The organism is Arthrobacter sp. efr-133-TYG-118 (genome assembly GCF_030209755.1).
Classification (GTDB): Bacteria; Actinomycetota; Actinomycetes; order Actinomycetales; family Micrococcaceae; genus Arthrobacter.
Genome location: NZ_JARVRH010000004.1, coordinates 364,776 through 386,026 on the forward strand (window position 1 = coordinate 364,776; position 21,251 = coordinate 386,026).

Sequence of the window (21,251 nt, forward strand, 5' to 3'; positions counted from 1 at the left end):
TGTGCGTGTTTTCGCAATTCATGACATGGGGCGACGTTAGAGAGATCCAACGCCAGCCGGGAGGCAAAGAGCCCCTTCCATTCCCGCACTTCCTTGAGTCGGAGGTCGTGGAGCTGGCCAAACAGAAGATTGACGACGAATTCTTCTTCGAGCTGTCCTCAGAGCTGATTGCTGAGGCTCGACGGCAACGCTGGCCCCGAGTACCGCGGGAGGGAGAGTCAGTTCGGCACGAGGTAACGTCAAGCGCGGATGGAGCGGTGCTACTGCTGCTCCTCTGTGTGGACGAGGAGAAGTACTACTACCGAGCTAACGGCGAATGGATTTACGTCGGCCCTGGAGACGACGTGCCCGGGTTCTTCGACGAAAACATCTATGAAGTGCTTCCATCATTCGTGCCCATTTTCGATGCTCAATCCCTGGCCGATCCCGATCTGACTTTGCCGGCAATCGGATCATATGTGCCGAATCTCCACGAACATTACCTCGCAAAAGGAAGCCTCGGCTACTTCTCATACATCCATGCCCCAGACGGCGCCTATCTCCTTGTGACCACTTATGCGCCGCAGGGTCAACTTCACCCTGAGACCACGCTCTTCTTGATCACCAACAAGTTGTCGTTGCGCCGTCAGTCTGGCGCCTGGCACGAGGTGGACGATGATCAAATCGTCGGTGACAACGGAGAATTTGTCGGTTCGCTCATATCGCCTCTTCTCGAGAGCTTAGCCGTCTCTTGGTGGGACTCTCACGACGCATCTCCACAGTTCAAGGAAGCCTTGGCCTATTGCGCGGCTTTCCCAACGTTTCGATTTGAAGTCGATGTCAGAGGCCGAGTGAGCAATTTGCTCCTCGAGACAGAGAACGGGACCTGGGAGATCGAAGAGTCTTTTTGGAAGCAACGGCAACGCACACCGCCCGACGATATCGAGAAGCAACTGGGCCCCAGGTCCTTAGTTAGCCCAAGTTTGGCACCCGAAGCACGTGATTGCATCCTGAACTTGCGCGCGGGTACGACGCCGAAGTATCCGGCCTCCTGCGCTACCTCATTCTTGGAGGCCCCATCGTTTGCACAATTCGTGTGTCGCGATCAGCGAGTCTTAGCCTTGATCGTCGCTTCGGGCGACGTTGTATGGGAACGGGAACGCGGTCAGTGGTCTACCGCAGACAACGCTAGGGCGTCGATTTTGTCCCGACTCCCCGATCGCATAGATGTTGAGCCGGATCGGCTCCCAGAAGTCGTCGCTTGGTGGGACGCTCATTCGGATATATATCCGGACGTGGATCTTATTCCTGAAAATCATGGCTTTCGCAGCGTCGTTCGTTCCCAAACCGGACGGGACGAAGAAGGCCGGGCTAGAGTTGTGAACATCTCCGTTGTTGACGGAAAACGTGAATGGTTAATGCGCGGTGGAAGATGGACCGTCGGACCTTTGGCCGAGGAATTCGATGAACCCGACATTGACGAAAGGCTTCCGGATTGGTTCTACAACCCATAAGGACGCACGCCCTCAGGCGGTCAGGCAAAGGCACTCAGGGGCTTCGATTAAGGTCGTGCCCGGTTCGAGCCGGCTCTCCTGCGTGGAATTCTCGCCAGAACTCTTCGGTGGCCCCCGTTCGTAGAAGTCAAGATGCACAGGGTGGCGCTCCTTGGTGGTGAGGAGTGCGATTTAGCCGAATTCTACGGCCACGTGCCGGGGTTCAAAGGGCTGGAACGATCCGTTGTAGTCCTTTGCGTCAACGGTTTCAAAAGACATGGGCCGGGCGGCCGGGAGCTGAAGCTTGCGTTAGCGCGGGCGGAGAGCTGGACGCCAACGTTCTAGGCCGATCCATCACCAGCGTAGAGAGTTCCCGCCAGAACGTCGCGTGCCACATCCCACCTCTGTAGCATCCCAAACGGTCCCCGTCAGACCAGTTCGGCACTCATATGCGCTCCACGAACCAGCCTTCACTTGGGCGAGAATTTCGAGGAAGGCGAGCCTTCCGTCGGCCGGCCCTCCGTACGGTTCAAACTCGCTCGTTCAGGACACCTCTATCGATCACTGAGGCAAAAGGCAGTGCACCAACCCGTCCAAGCTCTCCTCGGTTGGATTTGCTCCCTGAGTTCCAAAGCAAAGTGGAGGTCGACTACCTACGTAGGCGATACTTACTGACGAGATAGTAGATAAGTCATCATCCGGGGGACCTGTGGAACTTGAAGAAAACGCCGTCGTTGTTCCGCTCGTTCCGTTAGAAGCGGAGCCAAGCACCGAGATGATGCTCCGAATGCTGCTGAATCGAGAGGCGCTCGTCATCAGCCGCATCGCAAGCCCTGCGAAAGGCACTCCGACGGGGATGGTCGCGCAAACCTCGGGAGCGTTTGCGAAAGCAATCAGTCAATCGTTTGGACAAGCCAGCCGCGCCGCGTCGACCGAAGGTCTATACCGAGTTATCCTGCCAACCGGATCGGTGGCACGAGATCTCGTCCCTGCCGTTGGTGGTGGGTTTCGGGGAATCGCTCGCGCGTCCGGGTCAACAAAGATCGCTGCACACGTACGGCTCATACCGGCAACGGCGGCAGGTACTGGTGCCGCCGTTGCCGCTGGGCCGCTCATTGCGACCGTGGGTCTTGCCGTTGCGGGAGAGATGCTGGCGCAGCATCAGATGCACAAGAAGCTAGACGCGATCAAAAACGCCGTGGCCGGGATCCAGATCCGTATGGATGAGCAAGAGCGTTCGATCTTGACAACTGCAGAGCAACAAGCACGAAAGGTTGCCGGGTATCTGTTGGATCAGGCGCAGATACCCTCCATTTCGTCTGCTGCTCATGCATTTGGCGATCTCGACACCCTGACGAATACATACATTAATCGCCTCGATCGTTGGCTGGATATCGCCGACAAACACCAGGGCTCGGACCGTGTATACGCGCCGGATCTTATGAAGGCGCTTGTCGACAAACGGGACAACCAGGCGCGTGAATTCGAGCAGATGGTGGCTCAGACTTATCAAGCACTTGCGCTCCGGGCACGAGTGGTCGTACTTGAGAAAATCGCAGCTGAGTTCTCGAATGGGGATCGCTCGCTTCCTCATGTCGAGAACGTCCTTCGTGGCGAGCTTTCGGCACTCGCGGACCGACAGTCCCAGCTTGTGGGTCTGCTTGATGACCTCAATGTATTGCAGATCGATTCGAGCAAGGCGCCAATTGCGTTCGCAGGTAAGGGCACTATCGGGGCTCGCACCAGCTTCGGCCGTCTCGCGCGCGCACTTCATGCGACTCCGGACAGCTTGCCCCTTTTGACAGAGTCTGATCAAACTGTCCTCGAGCTCGCTCCTATGGCAGAAGGATTGGCCTTCGTCGCGCCGACCGAGACGTAGTAGCAACTCCTGGCCTGCCGAGCCACATCAACTAGCGATGCTGGCAGTCGCCACTTTGGCAGGCCCACTTGGGAGTGCCGATCTCAACTTTGCCCGTAACGGAATAGATCCTCGGCTGAGAATCTATGCAATAGCCGGCAAAATCGGTTTTCGGGAACTCAGCCCGGTCTTCAGGCATCACCTCGCCGTGCATGATCGGCCAGGACCCGTGCCCCCAAACGGTGCACTCTCGGACGCTTGCCCTCTTCTTTGCCGGCTTCGGCTGGTTAGTCATGGGGGAAACCTAAGCCATCACCCTGACATTCACCGCGATGACAAAAAGTCGATTCACTTTTAAATTTTGTAACTGAGCCAATGCCTATCATCCACCCGGTTGTCCCCCTCCCCGAACGTGCCTACGTGGCCGTCATCGCCCTCCTCCGAGCACCGTCCTACCGTCCAGCACGTTCTGCCATGGCTCCTTCGTCGGTGCCAACGGCAGGCCCGAATACGAGCGCTCGCCTGCCCGCTCAGACCTTTACCCCGCCACCGCTTCTTTCCCCAGCACCACGTTCACCGGCGCCTCGCCAGCCAGCAGCAAGGAAATCTGCTTCTGGATCAACCGAACCATCCGGGGGAACATCGCCGAGCTTGCCCCGCCCACGTGGGGCGTGATTAGCACATCAGGGGCCGTCCATAAAGGATGGTCGGCCGGCAACGGCTCCGGGTCGGTCACATCCACGGCAGCACGTAACCGTCCCGAAGACGTTTCCCGCAGCAACGCTTCCGTATCCACCACGGGACCCCGGGCCACGTTCACCAACAGCGCTCCGTCCGGCATAGCCGCCAGGAAGCGAGCATCCACCAGCCCACGGGTTTGCTCGGACAGCGGTACGCTGACCACCACGATCTCGTTCAGCGGCAATTGTTCGTACAGTGAGTCGATGCCGTAGATCCGGCCATGTTCATCGTCCCGTTCGCGGCTTGCCATCCGCATCACCAGCGCTTCGAACGGCAGCAGCCTGGCTCCAATGGCCTTCCCGACTCCCCCGTAGCCAACCAGGAGAACGCGGCGGTCCGCCAAGCTGGGGCGCTGACCGTTGGCCCAGGTGCCGGACGCCTGGTTCCGCACAAAGTCCGGAATCCCACGCTGGCTGGCGATCATCATTCCCAAGGCGAGTTCCGCCGTCGACGTCTCATGGACTCCTGCCGCGTTCGCGAAAGCGCAACCCGACGGCAAGACGGCAGCGACGCCGTCGTACCCTATCGACTGGCTCTGCACCAACCGGACCGTCAAGCCATCCAGCGCCGCAAGCGCGTCCGGCCGGCCCATGTAGGGCGGCACCAGCAGGTCGAAGCCGTCCGCCGGCGCTGGGCCAGTCAGGTCCCACACCACGAACTCGACGTCGGCGGAAGGTTCCATGGCGTCCAGGAGTTTCTGATCGGGCAGACACACCCGCAGTCGGGCCGTCATTGCGCCACCATCAGATTGACGTTCGCAGCACGCAGCGCGGTTTCGCTCATTTCCCTTTTCCTGATTCCCTTGGCGGTTGATTTAGCCGGACGGCAAGTCGTGTTCCAACACCAATTTACTTTCCGCCGGGGTCCGGCGGCCCGTTCCGATCCGTGGAAGCGCCGCGTCATCGCCGCCATTTGAACTCGGACCAACGTTGTCCCCCCTCCCCCAACCTGCCTATAGTGGCCCTACCCGCACCCCTCCCTGAGCGCCGTCCTGCCGTCGAGCACGTTCTGCCACCTACAGGAGAGAACCCATGGAAAACCGCACGCTTGGTTCATTGACCGTTTCTACCCTCGGCCTCGGCTGCATGGGCATGAGTGAGTTCTACGGCGAGGGGGACGACCGCGAATCCCTTGCCACCATCAACGCCTTCCTCGACGCCGGCGGCAGCCTGTTGGACACTGCCGACATGTACGGGCCCTTCACGAACGAAAGACTCGTGGGCAAGGCCATCGCCGGCCGCCGTGCCGACGTCGTGCTGGCCACGAAGTTTGGAAACGAACGCCGCGAGGACGGATCCTTCCTGGGTGTCAACGGCCGGCCCGAATACGTCCGGTCGGCCTGCGACGCTAGCCTGCAACGCCTCGGCGTCGACCACATAGACCTGTACTATCAGCACCGCGTGGACAAGACCGTCCCCATCGAGGACACGGTTGGCGCCATGGCCGAACTGGTCCAGGCTGGAAAAGTCCGGCACCTGGGACTCTCCGAGGCCGCACCGGACACCATCCGCCGCGCCCATGCGGTACATCCCATCACCGCATTGCAGACCGAGTACTCCCTCTGGGAACGGGAGCCGGAAGCGAAGGTCTTTCCCGTCCTGGCAGAGCTGGGCATCGGGTTCGTTCCCTACAGCCCGCTCGGCCGCGGCTTCCTGACCGGGCAGATCCGCAGCGAGGCCGACTTCGCGGAGAACGACTTCCGCCGCCACTCCCCTAGGTTCCAAGGCGACAACTTCAAGCGCAACCTGGAACTCGTGGACCGGGTGAAGGAACTCGCCGATCAGAAGCAATGCACCCCGGGGCAGCTGGCCCTCGCATGGCTGCTGGCACAGGGCGAGCACATCGTCCCGATCCCCGGCACCAAGAAGCGCGAACGCCTGGCCGAGAACCTGGGGGCCACCGCCGTCGTACTCTCCGAAGATGATCTGAAGCGCCTCGACGAACTGGCCCCGGCAGGGTCCACGGCCGGAGCGCGCTACCCCAACATGGCCAGCATCGACACCTAGGTCCAAGCGTCACCGCCAAGGGTTGACCTTGAGAGCATTGTGGCCTAGCTTAAACAGACCGCTCGTCCGGTTTTGGAATGCCCGCCTTCCCGATGGAGATGAACATGCGCCTCGTAAGGAAATCGTTTCTGTTCCTCGCGGTGGTCCCATGACAAGCCATGAAAGCAGAGCTGGCGACAGGACCACCTTCGGGCCTCTTCAACTACAGAGCATCTGGCATGAGCATGAGCTCAGAAACTTCGACCTCATGGTCATAATGCAAGTTTCCGGGTGCGAGCACATTGCGGAGCGAGTGATCAGCGGTGAGTCGGTGTCCGCGGAGGATAAGTCGGTACTCGTAATAGCGAACGAATTGGCGGAACAAAAAGGCTATCTTCCCCTGTTTGACGTGACCCATGACAACGCACGTATCTCGGAGAATGCAGGACCGGAGCTGGAAAAGTTCTTCAGGTCCGAGGAATGGCAAACGAGGGATCGAAGCAGTACGCGGCAGCTCTGACGCCCCGGACGTAGCTCGACGGGGGCGCCACCGCCGTCGCACTTTTCCGAAGCGTCCCCCAAAGCAGCCACAACCAAAACAATCGGCCTGCGTGGATTACCACGCAGGCCGATCGTTTTGGGGGCTAGCTATAGAGGGAAGAAATTAGCCGTCGTTGCCAGCGGGGGTGGTGGCGGCGGTGTAGCCCTCGAGCTTGAGAGCGGCCTGGGCGTACTTCTGGGTGAACGTGTCAGCGATGTTGACCTTGGAGGTGTCAACGCCGATGGTCTTCTCCTCGTCGAAGATCGTCTTGGGGCCACCTGCAGGCATGATGCCGTCCGGGAGGAACTGGCCCTTGTCCTGGTTCAGAGCCGAGACGTACTGGTCCTTGGAGATGGTGCTGTTCTGGACGTAGGACTGGGGCAGCTTATCGGCGATCTCCTGGGCGGAGTGTGTGCTGATCCAGTGCATCGTGTCCACAAGGGCGTTGACGACCTTCTGGGCTGCGTCCTCGTGGGTCTTGACCCAGTCCGACTGGGCAAGAAGGCCAGCCGACGGCAGGGTGCCGCCAAGCGATGCCTTGGCTCCGTCAGCAGTGGCGAGGTCGATCGCAGGAACGGCGAGGTTCTTGTTCTCAAGGGCGCCCACGGTTGGCTGGGTGGTCATGACACAGTCAGCGGACCCGCGCTGGATAGCCGCGATTGCGGTTGCCCCGGCGCCGACGGCGATCGTGTGGTAGTCGGTCTTGGCGAGGCCTGCCTTCGCAGCGACGAACTGGGTGAGCTCATCGGTTCCCGATCCGAGGTCGGTGACGCCGACGGTCTTGCCCTTGAGGTCAGCGCCCGTTTTCACGTTCGCCTTGGGGCTGCACATGATGCGTTCTCCCGGGGCGCCCGAAAGCTGCACGAGGTTGATGACGTTCTTGCCCTTGGACTGGAAGTCGACGGTGTGGACATACCACGCACCGGCCATGTCAACTTGCCCGGATGCCATGGCGTCTTCGGCGCCCACGCCACCCTGGGACTCGGTGGAAAGCTCCATCTTGACGCCGTACTTCTGGTAGAAGCCGAGCTGCTCTGCGAGCTGGTACGGCAGGTAGATCTGCTTGTCGATACCGCCGACCATAAGCTTTACGGTGGGCATCGAGGCGGTGTCCGCGGCAGCGCTGCCGCTTGCCGTGCCGTTGCTGCTTGCAGTGCTGGTGCCGCAGGCCGCGAGGCTCAGGGCGATCACTCCGGCAGCGCCGACGGCGTAGATCTTGTTCTTCATCATGGTTGTGCTTTTCCTTCTATTGTGAGGATTCGAGCGTTGGGTAAGTGTGGATCGAGGGACGGCGGGCGTCAGATCGCCTGGGCTTCGGAACGGTTTGGTGGCCGCCATTTGAGCAGCTTGTGTTCGAGCAAGGTGATGAGGGCTTCGGCGCCGAGCGTGATGACGGAGATGATCACCATGCAGGCGAAGACCGTGTTGGGATCGAAGGTTCCCTGTGCCTGGCTGATGATCAAGCCGATTCCCTGCTGTGCGCCGAGCACTTCAGCGACAAGTGCGCCGATGATTGCGAAGCCGAACGCCGTGTGCAGGCTCGCGATGATCCAGGTCATTGCCGAGGGAATGGTCACGTGGATCGCTACCTGAAGCGGAGATGCACCCAAGACGCGCACGTTTCCGACCAGGTTCTGGTCCACTTCACGGACGCCTTGGAAGGCGTTGAAGAAGACGACGAAGAAGACCAGGACTGCTGCGAGCAGCACCTTCGGGAAGGTGCCCAGGCCGAACGCGACGATGAAGATCGATCCCAGCACGATTCTTGGAATCGAGTTCACGATCCGGATGTACGGTCCGACGACGGCCGAGAGGTACTTGTTCGAGCCTAGGAGCAGGCCCAGGACGACACCTACAAGCGTTCCGAGCGCGAAGCCCATGAACGCTTCCTGCATGGTGACCCCGAGGTTCTCCCAGATGGTGCCGAATGCCGTGCCCTCGGTGAAGAGCTTGACCAGGCTGTTCCAGATTTCGGTCGGCTGGCCGAAGAAGAACTTGTCCACCCAGCCCTCCGTCGTGAACCACTGCCAGCCACCGATCACGATGACCGCGAGGATGGCACGGCCGCCCCAGACCGAGATGGTGCGGCGGTTCATGGAACGCCGGGCCGAAGCCTTAAGCTCACTCGCTTGCGCTTGCGCTTGCGTTTGCTCTTGCACGGGAGCACCTCTACTGATTGTGGTTGTCATGCTGCTACACCCGCCGACTGCTTGTAGGCACGGGTGACTTCGTCCTTCAAGGACTCCCAGATCTGGCCCTGCAGCTCCAGGAACCGCTCCTCGTGCCGGATCTTCTGGACATCTCCACGCGGCCTGGGCAGATCGATGTCAAAGACATCCTTGATCGTGCCCGGGCTGCTGGTCATGATGACCACCTTGTCCGCCAGCGCCACTGCCTCGTCGAGGTCGTGCGTGATGAACAGGACAGAGGGGCGCAGTTCCTCCCAGAGCTGCAGCAGCTCGTTCTGCATGATGGCCTTGGTCTGCACGTCGAGTGCGCCGAAGGGCTCATCCATCAACAGGATCCGCGGGTTGTTGATCAGCGCCGCCGCCATGGCGACGCGCTTGCGCATACCGCCGGACAACTGGTGCGGATACCGGTCCTCGAAGCCGGCCAGGCCCACGCGGCGCAACCAGTCCCTTGCGAGCAAGGTGGCTTCCTTCTTGGGCGTCCCAAGCAGGACCGGGCCGATCAAGACGTTCCCGAGAACGGTCTTCCACGGGAAGAGCGCATCTGCTTGGAACATGTAGCTGACGCCGTTGGTGATGCCGTCAACGAGCTGGTCGTGGACTTTCACCGAGCCGGCGCTTGGCCGCTCCAGGCCGGAAACCTGGGCCAGGGTGGTCGACTTGCCGCAGCCCGTCGGTCCGACGATCGCGCAGAACTCTCCGGGTTCGACCCTCAGCGTTACATCGCGGATGGCAGTGAATGTCTCGTGCTTGGGGGTGAGGTAGCGCTTGGTCAACCCGACAATGTCGATGCCTGCGGCGACCTCGGCCCTCTCGGGGGCCCCGGGCGGCCGGTTGGGATGGATAGCATTCATAACGCTAAGACCTCTCTGTCTTTAAGTTCGTTTTTCCAGCGGAAGCTTGCGCCGTCACCCGGATCCCTTCATTGGGAGTCCGACGAATTCGTGATGTGGATCACTGGAACTGTGTAAAGCTTAGGAAGGGTTCATCCGGGCCAGAAGTCTTCAGTAAGTTGTGCGCCTTAGCCGCAAAAGTGCACGTTTTGTGCGTTTTCTGCCGTCGCTTCAACTACCCGGGAAATGCCCGCACCATTGCGGACAAGGAAAGGAGCGCGGACGTTGATTAAGACATTGGTGGTTGACGACGATTTCCGGGTCGCCGGAATCCACGCTGCCCGCGTGGCCAGGGTTGACGGTTTCGAATGCGTCGGTCAGGTGTACAGCGCCGCAGCCGCGCGGGAGGCGATCGAGCGCCTCAACCCGGACTTGCTCTTGCTGGATGTACACCTTCCGGACGAGGACGGGATCTCAATGCTGCGGTCCCTGCAGGCTTCCGGAACCGACGTTGATTGCATCATCATCACCGCTGCCCAGGACTTGGCCACCGTCAAGTCAGCAATGACGAGCGGCGCGGTCTATTACCTCGTCAAGCCCTTCAGCTTTGACCGGCTCCGCACGCAGCTCGAGGCGTACCGGATCTGGCGGCAGGAGCTGGATTCCGCTTCAACTGCCGACCAAGCCACTATTGACGGCCTCTACAACGCGCGCTCGGCGGGGGTAAGGACCGTCGCCCCGGCGCCGCGCCTGCAGCCCACCATGCAGAAAGCGCTCGACGCCGTCCGCGCCGCCGGGGGTCCCATCAGCGCCGCTGAGATCGCCGAGCAGCTCGGTGTCAGCCGCCCGACGGCCCAGCGCTACCTCAGCGTTCTGGAGCGCAAGGGTCTTCTCACACTGGATCTTACGTATGGCAGCACCGGCCGCCCGCTCAACTCCTACACCGTGAGTTGAGTCGGGAGTGGCCGGGCTTCTTCTTGATTACTCGGCTGCGGGTTCGCCTTGCTTCACGAGGGCAGCCTCGAGGTTGATCTTCACTTTGTCGCTCACCAGGAAACCGCCAGTCTCCAAAGCTGCGTTCCACGTCAGTCCGAAGTCCTTCCGACTGATCTCGGTTTCGGCTGAGAACCCGGCGCGGGTCGCGCCGAAAGGATCAACCGCGACGCCGGTGAACTCGACTTCCAGCTCCACCGGCTTGGTGATCCCCCGGATGGTGAGGTCGCCCGTGAGAGTGTAGTCCTCGCCGTCGCCCTCTACGCTGGTGGCCCGGAAGGTCATCTCCGGGAACTTCTCGACGTCGAAAAAGTCGGCGCCGCGGACGTGGCCGTCACGGTTGGCGTCGCCGGAGTCGAAGCTCGCGGTCTTGACGGTTGCGTGGAGGGACGCGTCGGCCAGGGACTCGCGCACGCGGGCCTCGGCGCTTGCTTCCGTGAAGCGGCCGCGGACCTTGCTGATGCCGGCGTGCCGGACACTGAAGCCAATCTCGCTGTGGGACATGTCCAGCAGCCAGGTGCCTGAAGTCAAACCTGCGGGAAGAGTCATTTTGGATCTCCTGTTTCGAAAGAACTTCGCGTGGATCGATCCCTTCCACCCTTGTTGAGCCGGAACTTGAAGTCAAGGACTCCAGGGCGACCCAGCCCTTGCCTAAGCCGCGGGGGTAGCCAATCCAGCCAGGAAGTCCTCGGTAAACCGCCTCACCCCGTCCCATTCGGTGTAGACGTAGTCGCGCGAGGTATCCGTGTCCAGGCTGCCCCTGTCGCGGGCGATCTTCTTCATTATTGCGCGTTTGAGGAAACCGTAATGGGTGTAGAGGAGGGCGCCGCTGAAGAGCCCCACGTGGGCCGGACGCCACCCCGTCTCAGCCTCGAACTTCTCCACATAACCCTCGGCGTTCTCCTCATCACCCTGGGCAGCAAGGCTGACTGAGAAGAACGCGGAGGGGAGTCGCTGAAGCGCGGCGGTGTTTTTCCGTACAAAGTCCCGGACATAGCCTTCGTGCTTGCCCACATGGACGGATGCACCCACCACGACGGCGTCGTAACCGTCCGGCAGGGCATCCCCGGTTTTCTTGATGTCCGCCGTCTGCGCCTCGTGGCCGTGGCCCCGAGCGACGTCGGCAATATACTCAGCGATCTGGGCCGTCTGTCCTTCAACGGTCCCGTAAGCAACGTAGATTTTGGCCATATGCCAGTGTGTCCCGCTCCGTGCGGCCGTTATAGGGTCCAAGGTCCTCCGGGAATTCACAAGCCTCCCCTTGACTGGCGGGCACCCTCGGTCGAGAGTGACACTTGTGAGGCGTGAGGCCGTTCGGGAGTATCTGGCGAGTGCCCTGTGGGCGATGCCGACCTGCGCCGTCATCCTCGCGATCATCGCGGGCGCGGGCCTTTCCGCGGTGCAGCTCGACGCTACGTCACCCTTCGCCGTCCTCCTCTTCCAAGGGACATCCGACGACGCGCGGAACCTGCTCATCGGGATCGCGAGCACCATGGTGACTGTCATCGCCGTCGTCCTCGGACTGACCGTCGTGGCACTGCAGCTCGCGTCGACGCAGTTCAGCCCCCGGCTGCTGCGGAACTTCCTGCGCGACATTCCCAACCAGGTAACGCTCAGCGCCTTCGTGGCCACGTTCGCATACAGCACGGCCGGCCTCTACACGGTCGGCATCGCCGCCGGACAGCGCACCCAGGACTACCCTCGCCTCGCGGTGAGCGGCGCACTCCTGCTGCTGTTCGTGAGCATGGTCATGCTCGTCTTCTTCGCCCACCATCTGTCCCATTCGATCCAGGTGGACCAAGTCATGAAGGGCGTCGAGAAAGCCACCCTCAAGGTGATCGAGCGGTCATTCGTCCCCGGTGATCCCGGAATCCGCATGCCAAACCCTCCGCCCGGCGCCACCGCTTTGCTGGTGCCGCAGTCGGGATATGTCCAAGCCTTCCATGTCGAGGCGTTCGTCGGGGTGCTCGCGAGCCGGGGCCTCACTGCCCGGATGGTGCCCATGATCGGCCGACACGTCGTCGCGGGATCCCCGCTCGCCTGGGTGTGGGAGACCACCGGCGACGGCGCGCGTCCTCTTGCCCCCGACGGCGGCGCTGAACTCCGCCGGGCGCTCGCCGAGAGCGTGCGGATCGGTTACGAGCGGACCCTTGAGCAGGACGTCGCCTTCGGGATCCGGCAACTCGCCGACGTCGCGTCCAAAGCGCTCTCGCCCGCGATCAACGACCCCTACACTGCGAACCAAGCGGTGGACCATCTCGCCTCGATCCTCGCGGCCCTCTCGCTCCGGCAGCACGGGCCGCAGGCCGTTGCGGACGCGCAAGGCACCGTAAGACTTTACGTACCGGCCCGCGATTTCGCCTATCTCGTGGATCTGGCCCTCGGACAGGTGCGACGCTACGGCGCGAACGAGCCTCGCGTCGTCAGGGCCCTGTTGCGCGCGTGCCGTGAGCTTGTGTGGTTCGGCGACGCAGCCCACCACGCCGTCGTGCGGCATTACGTCGAGACCCTCATGAGCGATGTGGCCCGGCTTGTGGCCCAGCCAGCCGATCGCGAACCCCTCCTCGCGGAGGGCGCGGCGCTGTTCGACGCCTTCGACGACGCCGACGGCGCGAGCGACGCCGCAAACTAAGGTTTGCGTGCGTCATTCGATTTCTGCTTCGGCGGCCACGTTGCGGATGCCGCGGGGGCGTCCTGCTTTGGTCCAGGCCCGGTAGAGGAGGCCCGCGACGGCGACGGCGGCGGCGAGGCTGACGATGGGGAACCCGCGGGAGAGATTGGCAACGAGGGTGAAGGCCACGACGAGGGCTCCGACAGTATTGAGGATGAAGACTCCCGGCTGGCGTTCCTTGCGGGCCAAGAGCGCCATGGAGACCAGACCGCCGAGGAAGCTGAGGAAGACCGCGACTGCGTAGAACAGGACAAGCTCCTGGTCGTTGCCGCCGGCGATGGCTGTCACGGCACCGGCCAGGACGATGAACACCGCCACACCCCAATAGGGCGTGTGGTGGTGGTTGGTACGGCCCAGGGAGAGAGGAAGGACGCCGACGGTCTCACCGTTGGGGTTGATGTGGCGCGCGAGGGCTTTGAGCAGGCCCGGCCCAGCCTGGAAGCCCGAGGAAGCCGCCGAGAGCAGCAGCAAGGTAGTGACGAGCTGGAACGCGGCGAACACGGGCGCCGGGGCAGCGAGGCGGGCGAGCTCGGCGATCTGCGTGCTGTCTTTTGGAGGGATGCCGACGTGCAGCTGCGCGGCCTCGAGGGCGAGACCCAGCGTGATAGTGCCGACGATGGCGAGAGTCAGCCAGAGGGTGAGCTGCCCGAAACGGCGCTTCCCGTCATTGCCGAGCTGACCGAGCTGGGCGACCGCCGAGGTCGCCGCTTCCACACCGGTGGCCATGGCCATGGCGACGGGGAACGCAAGCACCACGGCAAGGACTGGTGGATGCCCGGGAGCGCCGACGATCGTGCCGAGCGGTTGAGGTGCAGCGCCCAGACCGTAGGCAAGGACGACAACGGAAACGACGATAAAGGCCATGGTCATCGCTGCGAAAACCAACCTGCCAAGGTGACCGAACCAGGTCGCGGCGCCGACAAGGACCACCAACCCCAGCCCGAGCAGCAAACGCCAGGGAGCAAGAGCAGGAAAATAGGCGATCACCGCCGAGGACCCCGCCGAGACGCTGATCGCGATAGTGAGCAGGAAGTCCACTACCAGCGCACCAATCGGGATGAAGGACCAGCCATCTCCGAAGGCCTCACCCACCGCAGCCGGTGCCCCGCCGCCTCTCGGGTAGCGCGCGACGAGCTGCCGGTAGTTCACGATGACCAAGGCGACGATGGCCACCACCACGACCATCGCCGGGACCAGCAACGCCAAATCACCATTCAGGGCGCGCAGGGCCGCTTCAATGGCGTAGGCGACAGAGGAGACAGGGTCGGCCATGACCGCGAAGGCAAACGCCAGCAGCAGTGCGGTGCGGGAGCGCAAGCCTCTTCCCAGGCCACCTCCGGTGGACGCTCCGCTCGGAATTTTCACGGGGATCTCCGGTTCCAGGACAGACTTATCGACCTGCCGACCAGACTTCCCGGCTCACCTCCGAATGCCTCCCGCCCGCAGCTAGGAGCACGGGCGGGAGACGCTATTGCGGACTCGCTACTGGGGTACGACGCCGATCTGCTGCATGAGGCTCAGGTTGTTCGTGGTTCCCCAGTGCTCAGCCACTTTGCCGTCCTCGACGCGAATAATGTCAGTACTGTCGAATTCGACGCTGTTGCCCGATGCTGGAACGCCCGCCATGTCTCCGCGGTGCGTACCCGTCATAACCACGTGGCACGCCTCCAGGTTTCCGTCAGCCAGCGCCGGCTCGATCGTCTTGACCTTGATGTCCGGGAACGCCGTCCGGATGGCGTTGACGAAGAACCGGGCGCCCTCCTTGCCGGGCGGTTGCCCTGGAAGGGCCTGTTCGTGATCGATCAAGTTATCCGTAGCCAGTTCATCAATGAGATCGAGATTTCCACCCTCGAGGATCTCTTTGTAAAAGCGCTCGATCAGTTTGCTGCCAGCCATTTCCGACTCCTTCTTGAATGAAACCGTCCCATTTTTCCCCCGCACCTACATCCCGGCTCCAGACGCCATCCCCGGCGCAAAGGCGATGGCGGCTGCGATCAGGGCCAGCGCCACCGCGACCGATCGCTTAGCGAGCCGCCTCCACGGGAGCATTTTCTCCAAGGCGATGAATGCCCCCACCACAGCCATCCAGCCGACGCTCATCACGCCTAGCGCGAAGAGCGCCACCATCAGCGCCCAGCAGCAAGCAACGCACCACGCGCCGTGCTCGAGTCCAAGGCGTAGCGCGCCAAAGGTCCCGTAGCGGATACGGCGCAGGATGAAGTCCATAGGCGTCCGGCATTTCATCAGAGAGACGTTCTTGGCCGGCGTGAGCTGGTAGACGGCCGCGACAAAAATCACTCCAGCTGCCAGGTACCGACCGCCCGGATCGGAGGCAAACAAACCGGGGATGAGGGACGCGACTATTGCGTAGACCGCGTACGCGGCGAGGCCGAAGATCGTCCACGAGATCAGGTAGCCGGCAACGAACACTGCCGTGGAACCCGGAGGGGCGTAGCGCCCGGTCTCGCGGCGGTGGTGGGTGATCCGGGCGTAAGCGACAACCATGGGCGCCACCGACGGAAACATCATCGCCGCGAGCATCACCACCCAGGTGGTGAGAAAGAAGCCAAGCGGTCCCGGATCTGTCCAACGCCCCATGTCCATCCCGGACGTTTGCACGGCAGAAACGATCCAGCTCACGGCCGCTAGGACAAGGAGCATAGCGACCAGACCGGCCTCGCGCAGGTCGATCCTGAGAGCTGCGGCGCGCGGCGTACCGCCCGCCACAGCTCCACGGATCAACTTTCTACGAGGCAGGTGCCCGGCAGTCATGCCCTACCCTTGGGAGCGCCTTCAGCCATTTCACTTGCATAGGCGAACTCCCCGCTCTCGCCATAGATCCCGTCGAAGTCCAGGCCGAAGAGATCCGAGTGCCCGGGTGCCTTTCCGATCATGTAGTCGGCAGCGAAGGCGTACATCGCGTTCTTGACGGTGGTGACGCCGCCACCCGGTCCGGGCAGCGTTTCCAACGTGTAGTTCACGCTGTCTCCCACCGCGCCGGACGGGTTATCGCCATCCGAGAACGTGACGTTTGCCCTCTGAACGCCCAACCATTCGCCGTATAGGGCAGCTAGATCCCCGAACGGTCCGCCGACCTCGCCGTGCAGGATGCTTTCAAGGGCGGTCGTCTGGCCGTCCGAAGCGCCTTCATCGACCACGACGCCGATCTTCCAACCGCCCGCTGTGAGGTTTGACGGGAAGAAATTGACGAAGGCGAAGTCGACACCCGAAAGGTCGGTGTCATCGAGCTTCCCATCCGCAACATGGAACACGGCGACACCGCGGCACTCGCCGTTCGTACTGTTAGGCCTGCCGTCCACCGGGCACGGACAGATCAACGCGCAACTGCAATTGGCAACATATTTTCCGGACATTTCCCAAGACATTGAGGACTCTCCTCGCTAGTTCATTCGACTAGCGGAGCTCCCCCAGAGGCAGCGCCGAAAACACTCAAACCGAGACCACGAACCTCGTAAGGCCGAGAGTATTCCCGCCAAATGGGGGTGTCAACAAGCTCTGCTAACCCAAAGGGTCGGCCCCCCGAAGAAGCACTTCAGGGCGTCCGGCTGTTCACTAAATCCGCAGGCCAGGGCCGGGATGCCCCCGGTGTCAGTTCCCCGTGGCCGGGACCACGTCTCCCGTTTCGAGACGGACCGGGCAGCCGAGCCGCGCTTCGTAGGCGGCGGCCAGGGCACTGTTGTCTGCGCCCTCCGAAACCGTGACCACCACATGGGACCCATCGTTGGCCATCCCTACGACCCGGACTCTTGGATCTTCTGTCAAAAGGGTTCCCGCCCGGTCCATGACAGTTCCCGGAACGCACGCTGCCGAACGGATCGAGATGTCAACGCCCGGGAGTTGGTCGCGCAAGCGTGAGATCCGGTCGCTCTCGGGCCCGTGCCACATAATGACCAGCTTCCCCTGTTCAAGGGCGACTGACCCGAAGTCGGGGTCGCCGCTTAACTCTTTGGTAATGAAGCTTGCAGCTGACGCCAGCGCCCCGTCTTGCGGCGCCGCCTCGGTAATCTGGACCGGATCGGTAACCCTTACCGGGCCGGTGGGATGGTGGACGTTTCCGTCGCAGGCAGTCAATGCGGCTCCCGAGAAGAGCATCGCAAAGACCGGGCCGACAGTGCTTCTCCAACGCACAGCAACCCCCAAAGCTACAGCGCCCTCACGAACGATCGAACAAGGAGGTCGTCGGAACTGTAGCTGCCTGCCCACGATGCGAAACTTTCGTTGATGGCCAGCATGTACAGGCTGACGCGGAATGTACCTTCGTAAGTGCCGTTGAGTCCGGACGAAATATGGGGATAGAAGTCCTTGTGCTCTTCAAAGCTGGCAAAGATTCCTTCCAGAAGCGCCTTGCGGTCGGGACTAAGGAACCACTCCGACGGCTCATCGGGCTTCGACTCTGCGTATCTTGGGTCCGCCTCCTCCCAAGAGTCGAGCCATTCCGCAGGGGCATCGAGTACAGCTTCAACTTCGATGCTCATCCCCCTTAAAGTGCCACGAATTGTGTGCCACGAGCCCGGTTCGCCAGTTTCAAGGCCCGTGACCCTGATTCTGACTGTTGTTGTGTCCAATTGAGCTTGCTCGTGCAGACCGATACGCGGTTCATCCGGGTGCATTCTCGGCCGTACATAGGCATGTCCGTCGGCCCCCGTGAACAGCCGACCGCGCGCTTCGACCAAACTTCCGTCTTGGACAGGAAGTAACAGCTGACCGCTGTTTGTGGCTCTATTTCTGTTCATAGCACGGAGCGACCTCTACTTCGGAGGATGTACGGAGTCAGGAACGTAAACCCAGAGCGACCAGCGACCGGAATTGAAGGAACCATAAGGGTTCTGGCGACACTTGTAGCCACGGATATAACCGTGCGTGCTAAGGATTGTGAAAGAGGCATTGATGCAGGTTGCCTCAAAGTAGAAGTTATCCTGCCAGACGAGCCAAACAAGAGCAACCTGCGGCTCCATGGTTGCATCCACCGCGCCAGCAACGCCCGCAGTCGGAGCAGCGGTGGCGATGCCGGCACTGGTTCCCGAAAAAGCCAATACTGAAGAAAGCGCGATTGAGCCAAAAGTCTTAAGGAAATTAAGCATGCCGGATCCCCCAAAGATAAGTCGAAAACATGTTCGTCAACAATATTTGCGATCAATATAAAAATCAATAGCTGGCGGAGGCTTTAATCTTAAGGTCAATAACCAGAATTGATTGATGCATCCACGCAAGGCCTCGATACTACTCAATTCCGACATTTGCACCACTCATTTTGTGGTCTATGCATACTCAATTTCGAGAATGCACCACTCACAGGCGTCCCGTTATCCGCCATCTGTTTGAGAGTTTCGAGCGTGCTCATAAAGGGACTGGCGCGTGGCGGTTCCGGTCTTGGCAAGGGCTCTGGAGATGTGGTTTTCCACGGTCCGGGGGCTGATCCCCAGGAGGGCCGCGATTTCGGGGGTGCGTTGGCTGCCCGCCAGGATGGCGATTTCCCTCTCCCGAGAAGTCAGACCCTGGGAATGCCCTCCCGTGTCGAGGGTCAGTTGTGCCCCTTCTGGCGGGAAGCGGTCTTCGAAAGTTGAGATGATTTGATGAAAAGTCTTGGCCAACCCCCGGTGGCGTTTGAGGAGGTGACCCTTCACCACGCCTTCCAAGAGCCTGGTGATCGCGGGAAGGTCGGAGTCGGCTTCGTATTGGTCCAATAGGATTTTTAGCCGTTGGTGGTCGCGGTCACGAATGGCACCGGCGATGGCGAGGAACTGGGCATGGGTGCTCACGCCGTTTTCCTGCAATAGCTGTTGCGTGGTCTCCAGGATTTTGTGTCCGGGGTAAAGGGACAGCATGAACAATGAGGCATACACGGCTTCGGTGATGTAACCGCGGTCCAGTTGTTGTTCCAGAAGGTCCGCAGCCTTTTCGTCAAAGTCGGATGGGTCGGCGTATTTCCGGGTCACGAGCTCATAGACTGCTTTCCCGGTTCCAGGCAGGGGGCCGATGTCGGCGACGTTTTTGCGTGCCTGTATCCCGAGGGAGGCGGCATTCTTGCCGTTGCCGGCCAGGGTGCGAAGGCCGGCGATTCTGAGCATCGCGTCGTGGAGGAAGCTCACGAGGAAGCCGGGCCGGCCGAGCGCGAAGACGCCAGTCATTACACAGTCAGCTTCCTTGCTGAGTCCTTGTTGTGTCATGGCCAGTACCGCAACGTAGCTGCTCGCGACGAAGCCGAACTGGTCAAGGCGGCGCCGCGCCGCGGCACGTTGACTGAGGGAGAAGATCACTGCTTCTTCGCCGCGGCCGGCAATATGGAGCGCGAGTCCGCGGACGAAGGGTTCCATGCCTGCGGCAAGGTCGAAGCCGTCTGCTGAATCAAGGGCCCGGAGGGCAGCCTGGGCGTCGAAGCGGTAGAGCTCCAGGATGCCCCGGATGACTGGCAAAACGCCGCTCTCGGGGTGGCGGCTGCGGAGCCTGTCCAGGGTTTCGTCGAGGTTCACAGGCATTCGGTCAAAGGACGCCTCGAGGTAGAGCGCGAACGCTTGGGCTTCTGCCTTCCAATCAGGGTGCGCTTGGCCGATCGCCTGGAGTATGTCCATCGCGATAGATGAATCCCCGCCGCTGACGATGGCCCACAGCGCCCGGGTCATGGCGAAGAAGAAGTGATCCCCAGAATCAGCTCCTACCGCCTCAGTTTCGCTGAAGACTTGTTCGATGCGTGAGGGATCGATCGGACCGCCCCAGTAGAACTTGAGGAACGCTGCTGCGTTGGACATGGTCTTTTCGGACTCCCAGACGCTGAATTGTGATTCCTCCAGTTCCCGGAGCTGTTCTTGGAAGTGCCGCGTCGCAGCCGTGCCGCCGCGGGCTTCACTCCGCAGGTCTCTGATCAGTTCGGCCAGAAGCTCAGGCGAGGAACTCGTTATGGGCCGGTCATGGGAATCGATCTCCCGGCTCATCCGATCCGCCAGCACCCTGAGGGAGGACCGCACCTGAGGGTCACGGAAGTGGTCGATAACAATGTGGGGACTGACGCTTACCCACATGGCTCCAGAGCTGTCTTCGCTGAGCGCAACCAGCCCGCGCACTTCGAGCCTGTCCAGGATGCCTGCCTCAACTATTTGCATTAGGGACCCCAGCGGCCGGGCTCCCACCGCAGACAGCGTGTGCAGTCCCTTCCATTCATCGGCGCTCAGTCCGTGAAGGAGAGCCTGGACGGTGCTCTGGATGTATTCGTTCCAGAGTGTGTGCCCACTCATGCTCCACTGTCCGTCATGGAGGACAACCTGCTTGCTCAGCTCCGCGCTTTGGGCGATTCTGACCGCGAGTCGCGGGTTGCCTCCAGATTTCATGAGCACGGCGGCGGTCAAATCCACGTCCGGCGGCGACCCGAGCGTCTGGGCCAGGAGTTTATTGACTTGATCGTAGTGAAGTGGACAGAGTCGTATCGTTGTCTCCGGCCATCGGGCAGGCATGAACACAGAGCCCCCTGAGTACAGTGGGGGATCGTCCATCGTCACCACCAGCGGCCGTTGGGTCCGCCCCTGAACCATGTCAATGACTGCCGCTGATTCCCTGTCGAGCTCATCGATATCATCAACAACTATTACCCGGGCGCCTCGCTGCGCCAACTGTTCGGCGAGCAGGTTCGCGACTCCTAGCGGCCCATTCTCTTGTCCGCGCCCTTCCAGCCCGAGTGCGCCAATCCCTGCGAACGGCGTTTCATTCAGGAGCCGCGAACCCGAGAGGCTGTAGACCGTGAACCCGGCCTTTTCGAGGCCAGCAGCGATCGACTGCAGGACCGTTGACTTTCCGCTTCCGGGGCCGCCGACGATCCGAACACTGACACCGCGAGCCACGTAGTCAAGTGCCCGTCGGACTTCCTCTTCGAACACTTCCCAACTCCTAAGGCAGACACCCCAGCTTTGAAATGTGAGCCTAGTGGCCTTCCAAATCTGAGGAGAGCGCCCCAGAGCC

General features: G+C 61.5%; 19 protein-coding genes. 5 read left to right on the plus strand and 14 right to left on the minus strand.

Going from position 1 to position 21,251, the window contains the following annotated elements:
• The first annotated feature begins 5 nt into the window (after positions 1–5).
• Positions 6–1,493, plus strand: coding sequence for a hypothetical protein (locus tag QRN59_RS04110; RefSeq protein WP_284981236.1), 1,488 nt, complete (start codon positions 6–8; stop codon positions 1,491–1,493).
• A 688-nt stretch (positions 1,494–2,181) separates the two neighbouring features.
• On the plus strand, positions 2,182–3,351 hold the full coding sequence (locus tag QRN59_RS04115) for a hypothetical protein (protein ID WP_284981237.1): 1,170 nt from the start codon (positions 2,182–2,184) through the stop codon (positions 3,349–3,351).
• 517 nt (positions 3,352–3,868) lie between these two features.
• Here QRN59_RS04115 and QRN59_RS04120 read toward each other — a convergent pair.
• Positions 3,869–4,804, minus strand: coding sequence for a 2-hydroxyacid dehydrogenase (locus QRN59_RS04120; RefSeq protein ID WP_284981238.1), 936 nt, complete (start codon positions 4,802–4,804; stop codon positions 3,869–3,871).
• Between the two features lie 298 nt (positions 4,805–5,102).
• On the opposite strand from QRN59_RS04120, the gene QRN59_RS04125 reads away from it, so the two are divergent.
• Complete coding sequence (locus tag QRN59_RS04125; protein ID WP_284981239.1) at positions 5,103–6,077, plus strand: aldo/keto reductase; 975 nt, start codon at positions 5,103–5,105, stop codon at positions 6,075–6,077.
• Positions 6,078–6,720: 643 nt separating this feature from the next.
• On the opposite strand, the gene QRN59_RS04130 is transcribed toward QRN59_RS04125, so the two are convergent.
• The 3 genes from QRN59_RS04130 to QRN59_RS04140 all read right to left on the minus strand — a co-directional run bounded on the left by QRN59_RS04130 (position 6,721) and on the right by QRN59_RS04140 (position 9,640).
• A complete protein-coding gene (locus QRN59_RS04130) occupies positions 6,721–7,827 on the minus strand; it encodes an ABC transporter substrate-binding protein (protein WP_284981240.1) in 1,107 nt (368 codons plus the stop codon).
• Between the two features lie 68 nt (positions 7,828–7,895).
• A complete protein-coding gene (locus QRN59_RS04135) occupies positions 7,896–8,756 on the minus strand; it encodes an ABC transporter permease (RefSeq protein ID WP_284981241.1) in 861 nt (286 codons plus the stop codon).
• Positions 8,757–8,782: 26 nt separating this feature from the next.
• Positions 8,783–9,640, minus strand: a complete 858-nt coding sequence (locus tag QRN59_RS04140; RefSeq protein WP_284981242.1) for an ABC transporter ATP-binding protein — start codon at positions 9,638–9,640, stop codon at positions 8,783–8,785.
• Between the two features lie 264 nt (positions 9,641–9,904).
• On the opposite strand from QRN59_RS04140, the gene QRN59_RS04145 reads away from it, so the two are divergent.
• Complete coding sequence (locus tag QRN59_RS04145; RefSeq protein WP_284981243.1) at positions 9,905–10,573, plus strand: response regulator; 669 nt, start codon at positions 9,905–9,907, stop codon at positions 10,571–10,573.
• Positions 10,574–10,600: 27 nt separating this feature from the next.
• Here QRN59_RS04145 and QRN59_RS04150 read toward each other — a convergent pair whose 3' ends face one another.
• Positions 10,601–11,161: a YceI family protein gene (locus QRN59_RS04150; RefSeq protein ID WP_284981244.1), complete on the minus strand. Its 561-nt coding sequence runs from the start codon at positions 11,159–11,161 to the stop codon at positions 10,601–10,603.
• A gap of 102 nt (positions 11,162–11,263) precedes the next feature.
• Entirely contained in the window at positions 11,264–11,803 is a 540-nt protein-coding gene (locus QRN59_RS04155) for a flavodoxin domain-containing protein (protein WP_284981245.1), read from the minus strand.
• A gap of 106 nt (positions 11,804–11,909) precedes the next feature.
• Between QRN59_RS04155 and QRN59_RS04160 the strand changes: the two genes are divergently transcribed.
• A complete protein-coding gene (locus QRN59_RS04160) occupies positions 11,910–13,244 on the plus strand; it encodes a DUF2254 domain-containing protein (RefSeq protein WP_284981246.1) in 1,335 nt (444 codons plus the stop codon).
• A 12-nt stretch (positions 13,245–13,256) separates the two neighbouring features.
• On the opposite strand, the gene QRN59_RS04165 is transcribed toward QRN59_RS04160, so the two are convergent.
• The 8 genes from QRN59_RS04165 to QRN59_RS04200 all read right to left on the minus strand — a co-directional run bounded on the left by QRN59_RS04165 (position 13,257) and on the right by QRN59_RS04200 (position 21,169).
• The gene (locus QRN59_RS04165; RefSeq protein WP_284981247.1) at positions 13,257–14,648 is read right to left on the minus strand and encodes an APC family permease; all 1,392 of its coding nucleotides are present in this window, start codon (positions 14,646–14,648) and stop codon (positions 13,257–13,259) included.
• 117 nt (positions 14,649–14,765) lie between these two features.
• A complete protein-coding gene (locus tag QRN59_RS04170; RefSeq protein WP_284981248.1) occupies positions 14,766–15,179 on the minus strand; it encodes an ester cyclase in 414 nt (137 codons plus the stop codon).
• Positions 15,180–15,224: 45 nt separating this feature from the next.
• Positions 15,225–16,055: a DUF2182 domain-containing protein gene (locus tag QRN59_RS04175; protein ID WP_284981249.1), complete on the minus strand. Its 831-nt coding sequence runs from the start codon at positions 16,053–16,055 to the stop codon at positions 15,225–15,227.
• Positions 16,052–16,669, minus strand: a complete 618-nt coding sequence (locus QRN59_RS04180) for a DUF1326 domain-containing protein (RefSeq protein ID WP_284981250.1) — start codon at positions 16,667–16,669, stop codon at positions 16,052–16,054. Before QRN59_RS04180 ends, QRN59_RS04175 begins: the two co-directional genes overlap by 4 nt.
• Positions 16,670–16,892: 223 nt before the next feature.
• The gene (locus QRN59_RS04185) at positions 16,893–17,432 is read right to left on the minus strand and encodes a hypothetical protein (protein ID WP_284981251.1); all 540 of its coding nucleotides are present in this window, start codon (positions 17,430–17,432) and stop codon (positions 16,893–16,895) included.
• A 14-nt stretch (positions 17,433–17,446) separates the two neighbouring features.
• A complete protein-coding gene (locus QRN59_RS04190) occupies positions 17,447–17,779 on the minus strand; it encodes a hypothetical protein (protein WP_241710747.1) in 333 nt (110 codons plus the stop codon).
• A 273-nt stretch (positions 17,780–18,052) separates the two neighbouring features.
• Positions 18,053–18,385, minus strand: a complete 333-nt coding sequence (locus tag QRN59_RS04195; RefSeq protein ID WP_284981252.1) for a hypothetical protein — start codon at positions 18,383–18,385, stop codon at positions 18,053–18,055.
• Between the two features lie 222 nt (positions 18,386–18,607).
• A complete protein-coding gene (locus QRN59_RS04200; RefSeq protein ID WP_284981253.1) occupies positions 18,608–21,169 on the minus strand; it encodes a LuxR C-terminal-related transcriptional regulator in 2,562 nt (853 codons plus the stop codon).
• Between the last annotated feature and the right edge of the window lie 82 nt (positions 21,170–21,251).

Excerpts from the sequence above, each read along its gene's own strand:
- QRN59_RS04120 (WP_284981238.1), bottom strand. The coding sequence starts at position 4,804 with ATGACGGCCCGACTGCGGGTGTGTCTGCCCGATCAGAAACTCCTGGAC.
- QRN59_RS04125 (WP_284981239.1), top strand. The coding sequence starts at position 5,103 with ATGGAAAACCGCACGCTTGGTTCATTGACCGTTTCTACCCTCGGCCTC.
- QRN59_RS04130 (WP_284981240.1), bottom strand. The coding sequence starts at position 7,827 with ATGATGAAGAACAAGATCTACGCCGTCGGCGCTGCCGGAGTGATCGCC.
- QRN59_RS04140 (WP_284981242.1), bottom strand. The coding sequence starts at position 9,640 with ATGAATGCTATCCATCCCAACCGGCCGCCCGGGGCCCCCGAGAGGGCC.
- QRN59_RS04150 (WP_284981244.1), bottom strand. The coding sequence starts at position 11,161 with ATGACTCTTCCCGCAGGTTTGACTTCAGGCACCTGGCTGCTGGACATG.
- QRN59_RS04155 (WP_284981245.1), bottom strand. The coding sequence starts at position 11,803 with ATGGCCAAAATCTACGTTGCTTACGGGACCGTTGAAGGACAGACGGCC.
- QRN59_RS04170 (WP_284981248.1), bottom strand. The coding sequence starts at position 15,179 with ATGGCTGGCAGCAAACTGATCGAGCGCTTTTACAAAGAGATCCTCGAG.
- QRN59_RS04175 (WP_284981249.1), bottom strand. The coding sequence starts at position 16,055 with ATGACTGCCGGGCACCTGCCTCGTAGAAAGTTGATCCGTGGAGCTGTG.
- QRN59_RS04180 (WP_284981250.1), bottom strand. The coding sequence starts at position 16,669 with ATGTCTTGGGAAATGTCCGGAAAATATGTTGCCAATTGCAGTTGCGCG.
- QRN59_RS04190 (WP_241710747.1), bottom strand. The coding sequence starts at position 17,779 with ATGAGCATCGAAGTTGAAGCTGTACTCGATGCCCCTGCGGAATGGCTC.
- QRN59_RS04195 (WP_284981252.1), bottom strand. The coding sequence starts at position 18,385 with ATGCTTAATTTCCTTAAGACTTTTGGCTCAATCGCGCTTTCTTCAGTA.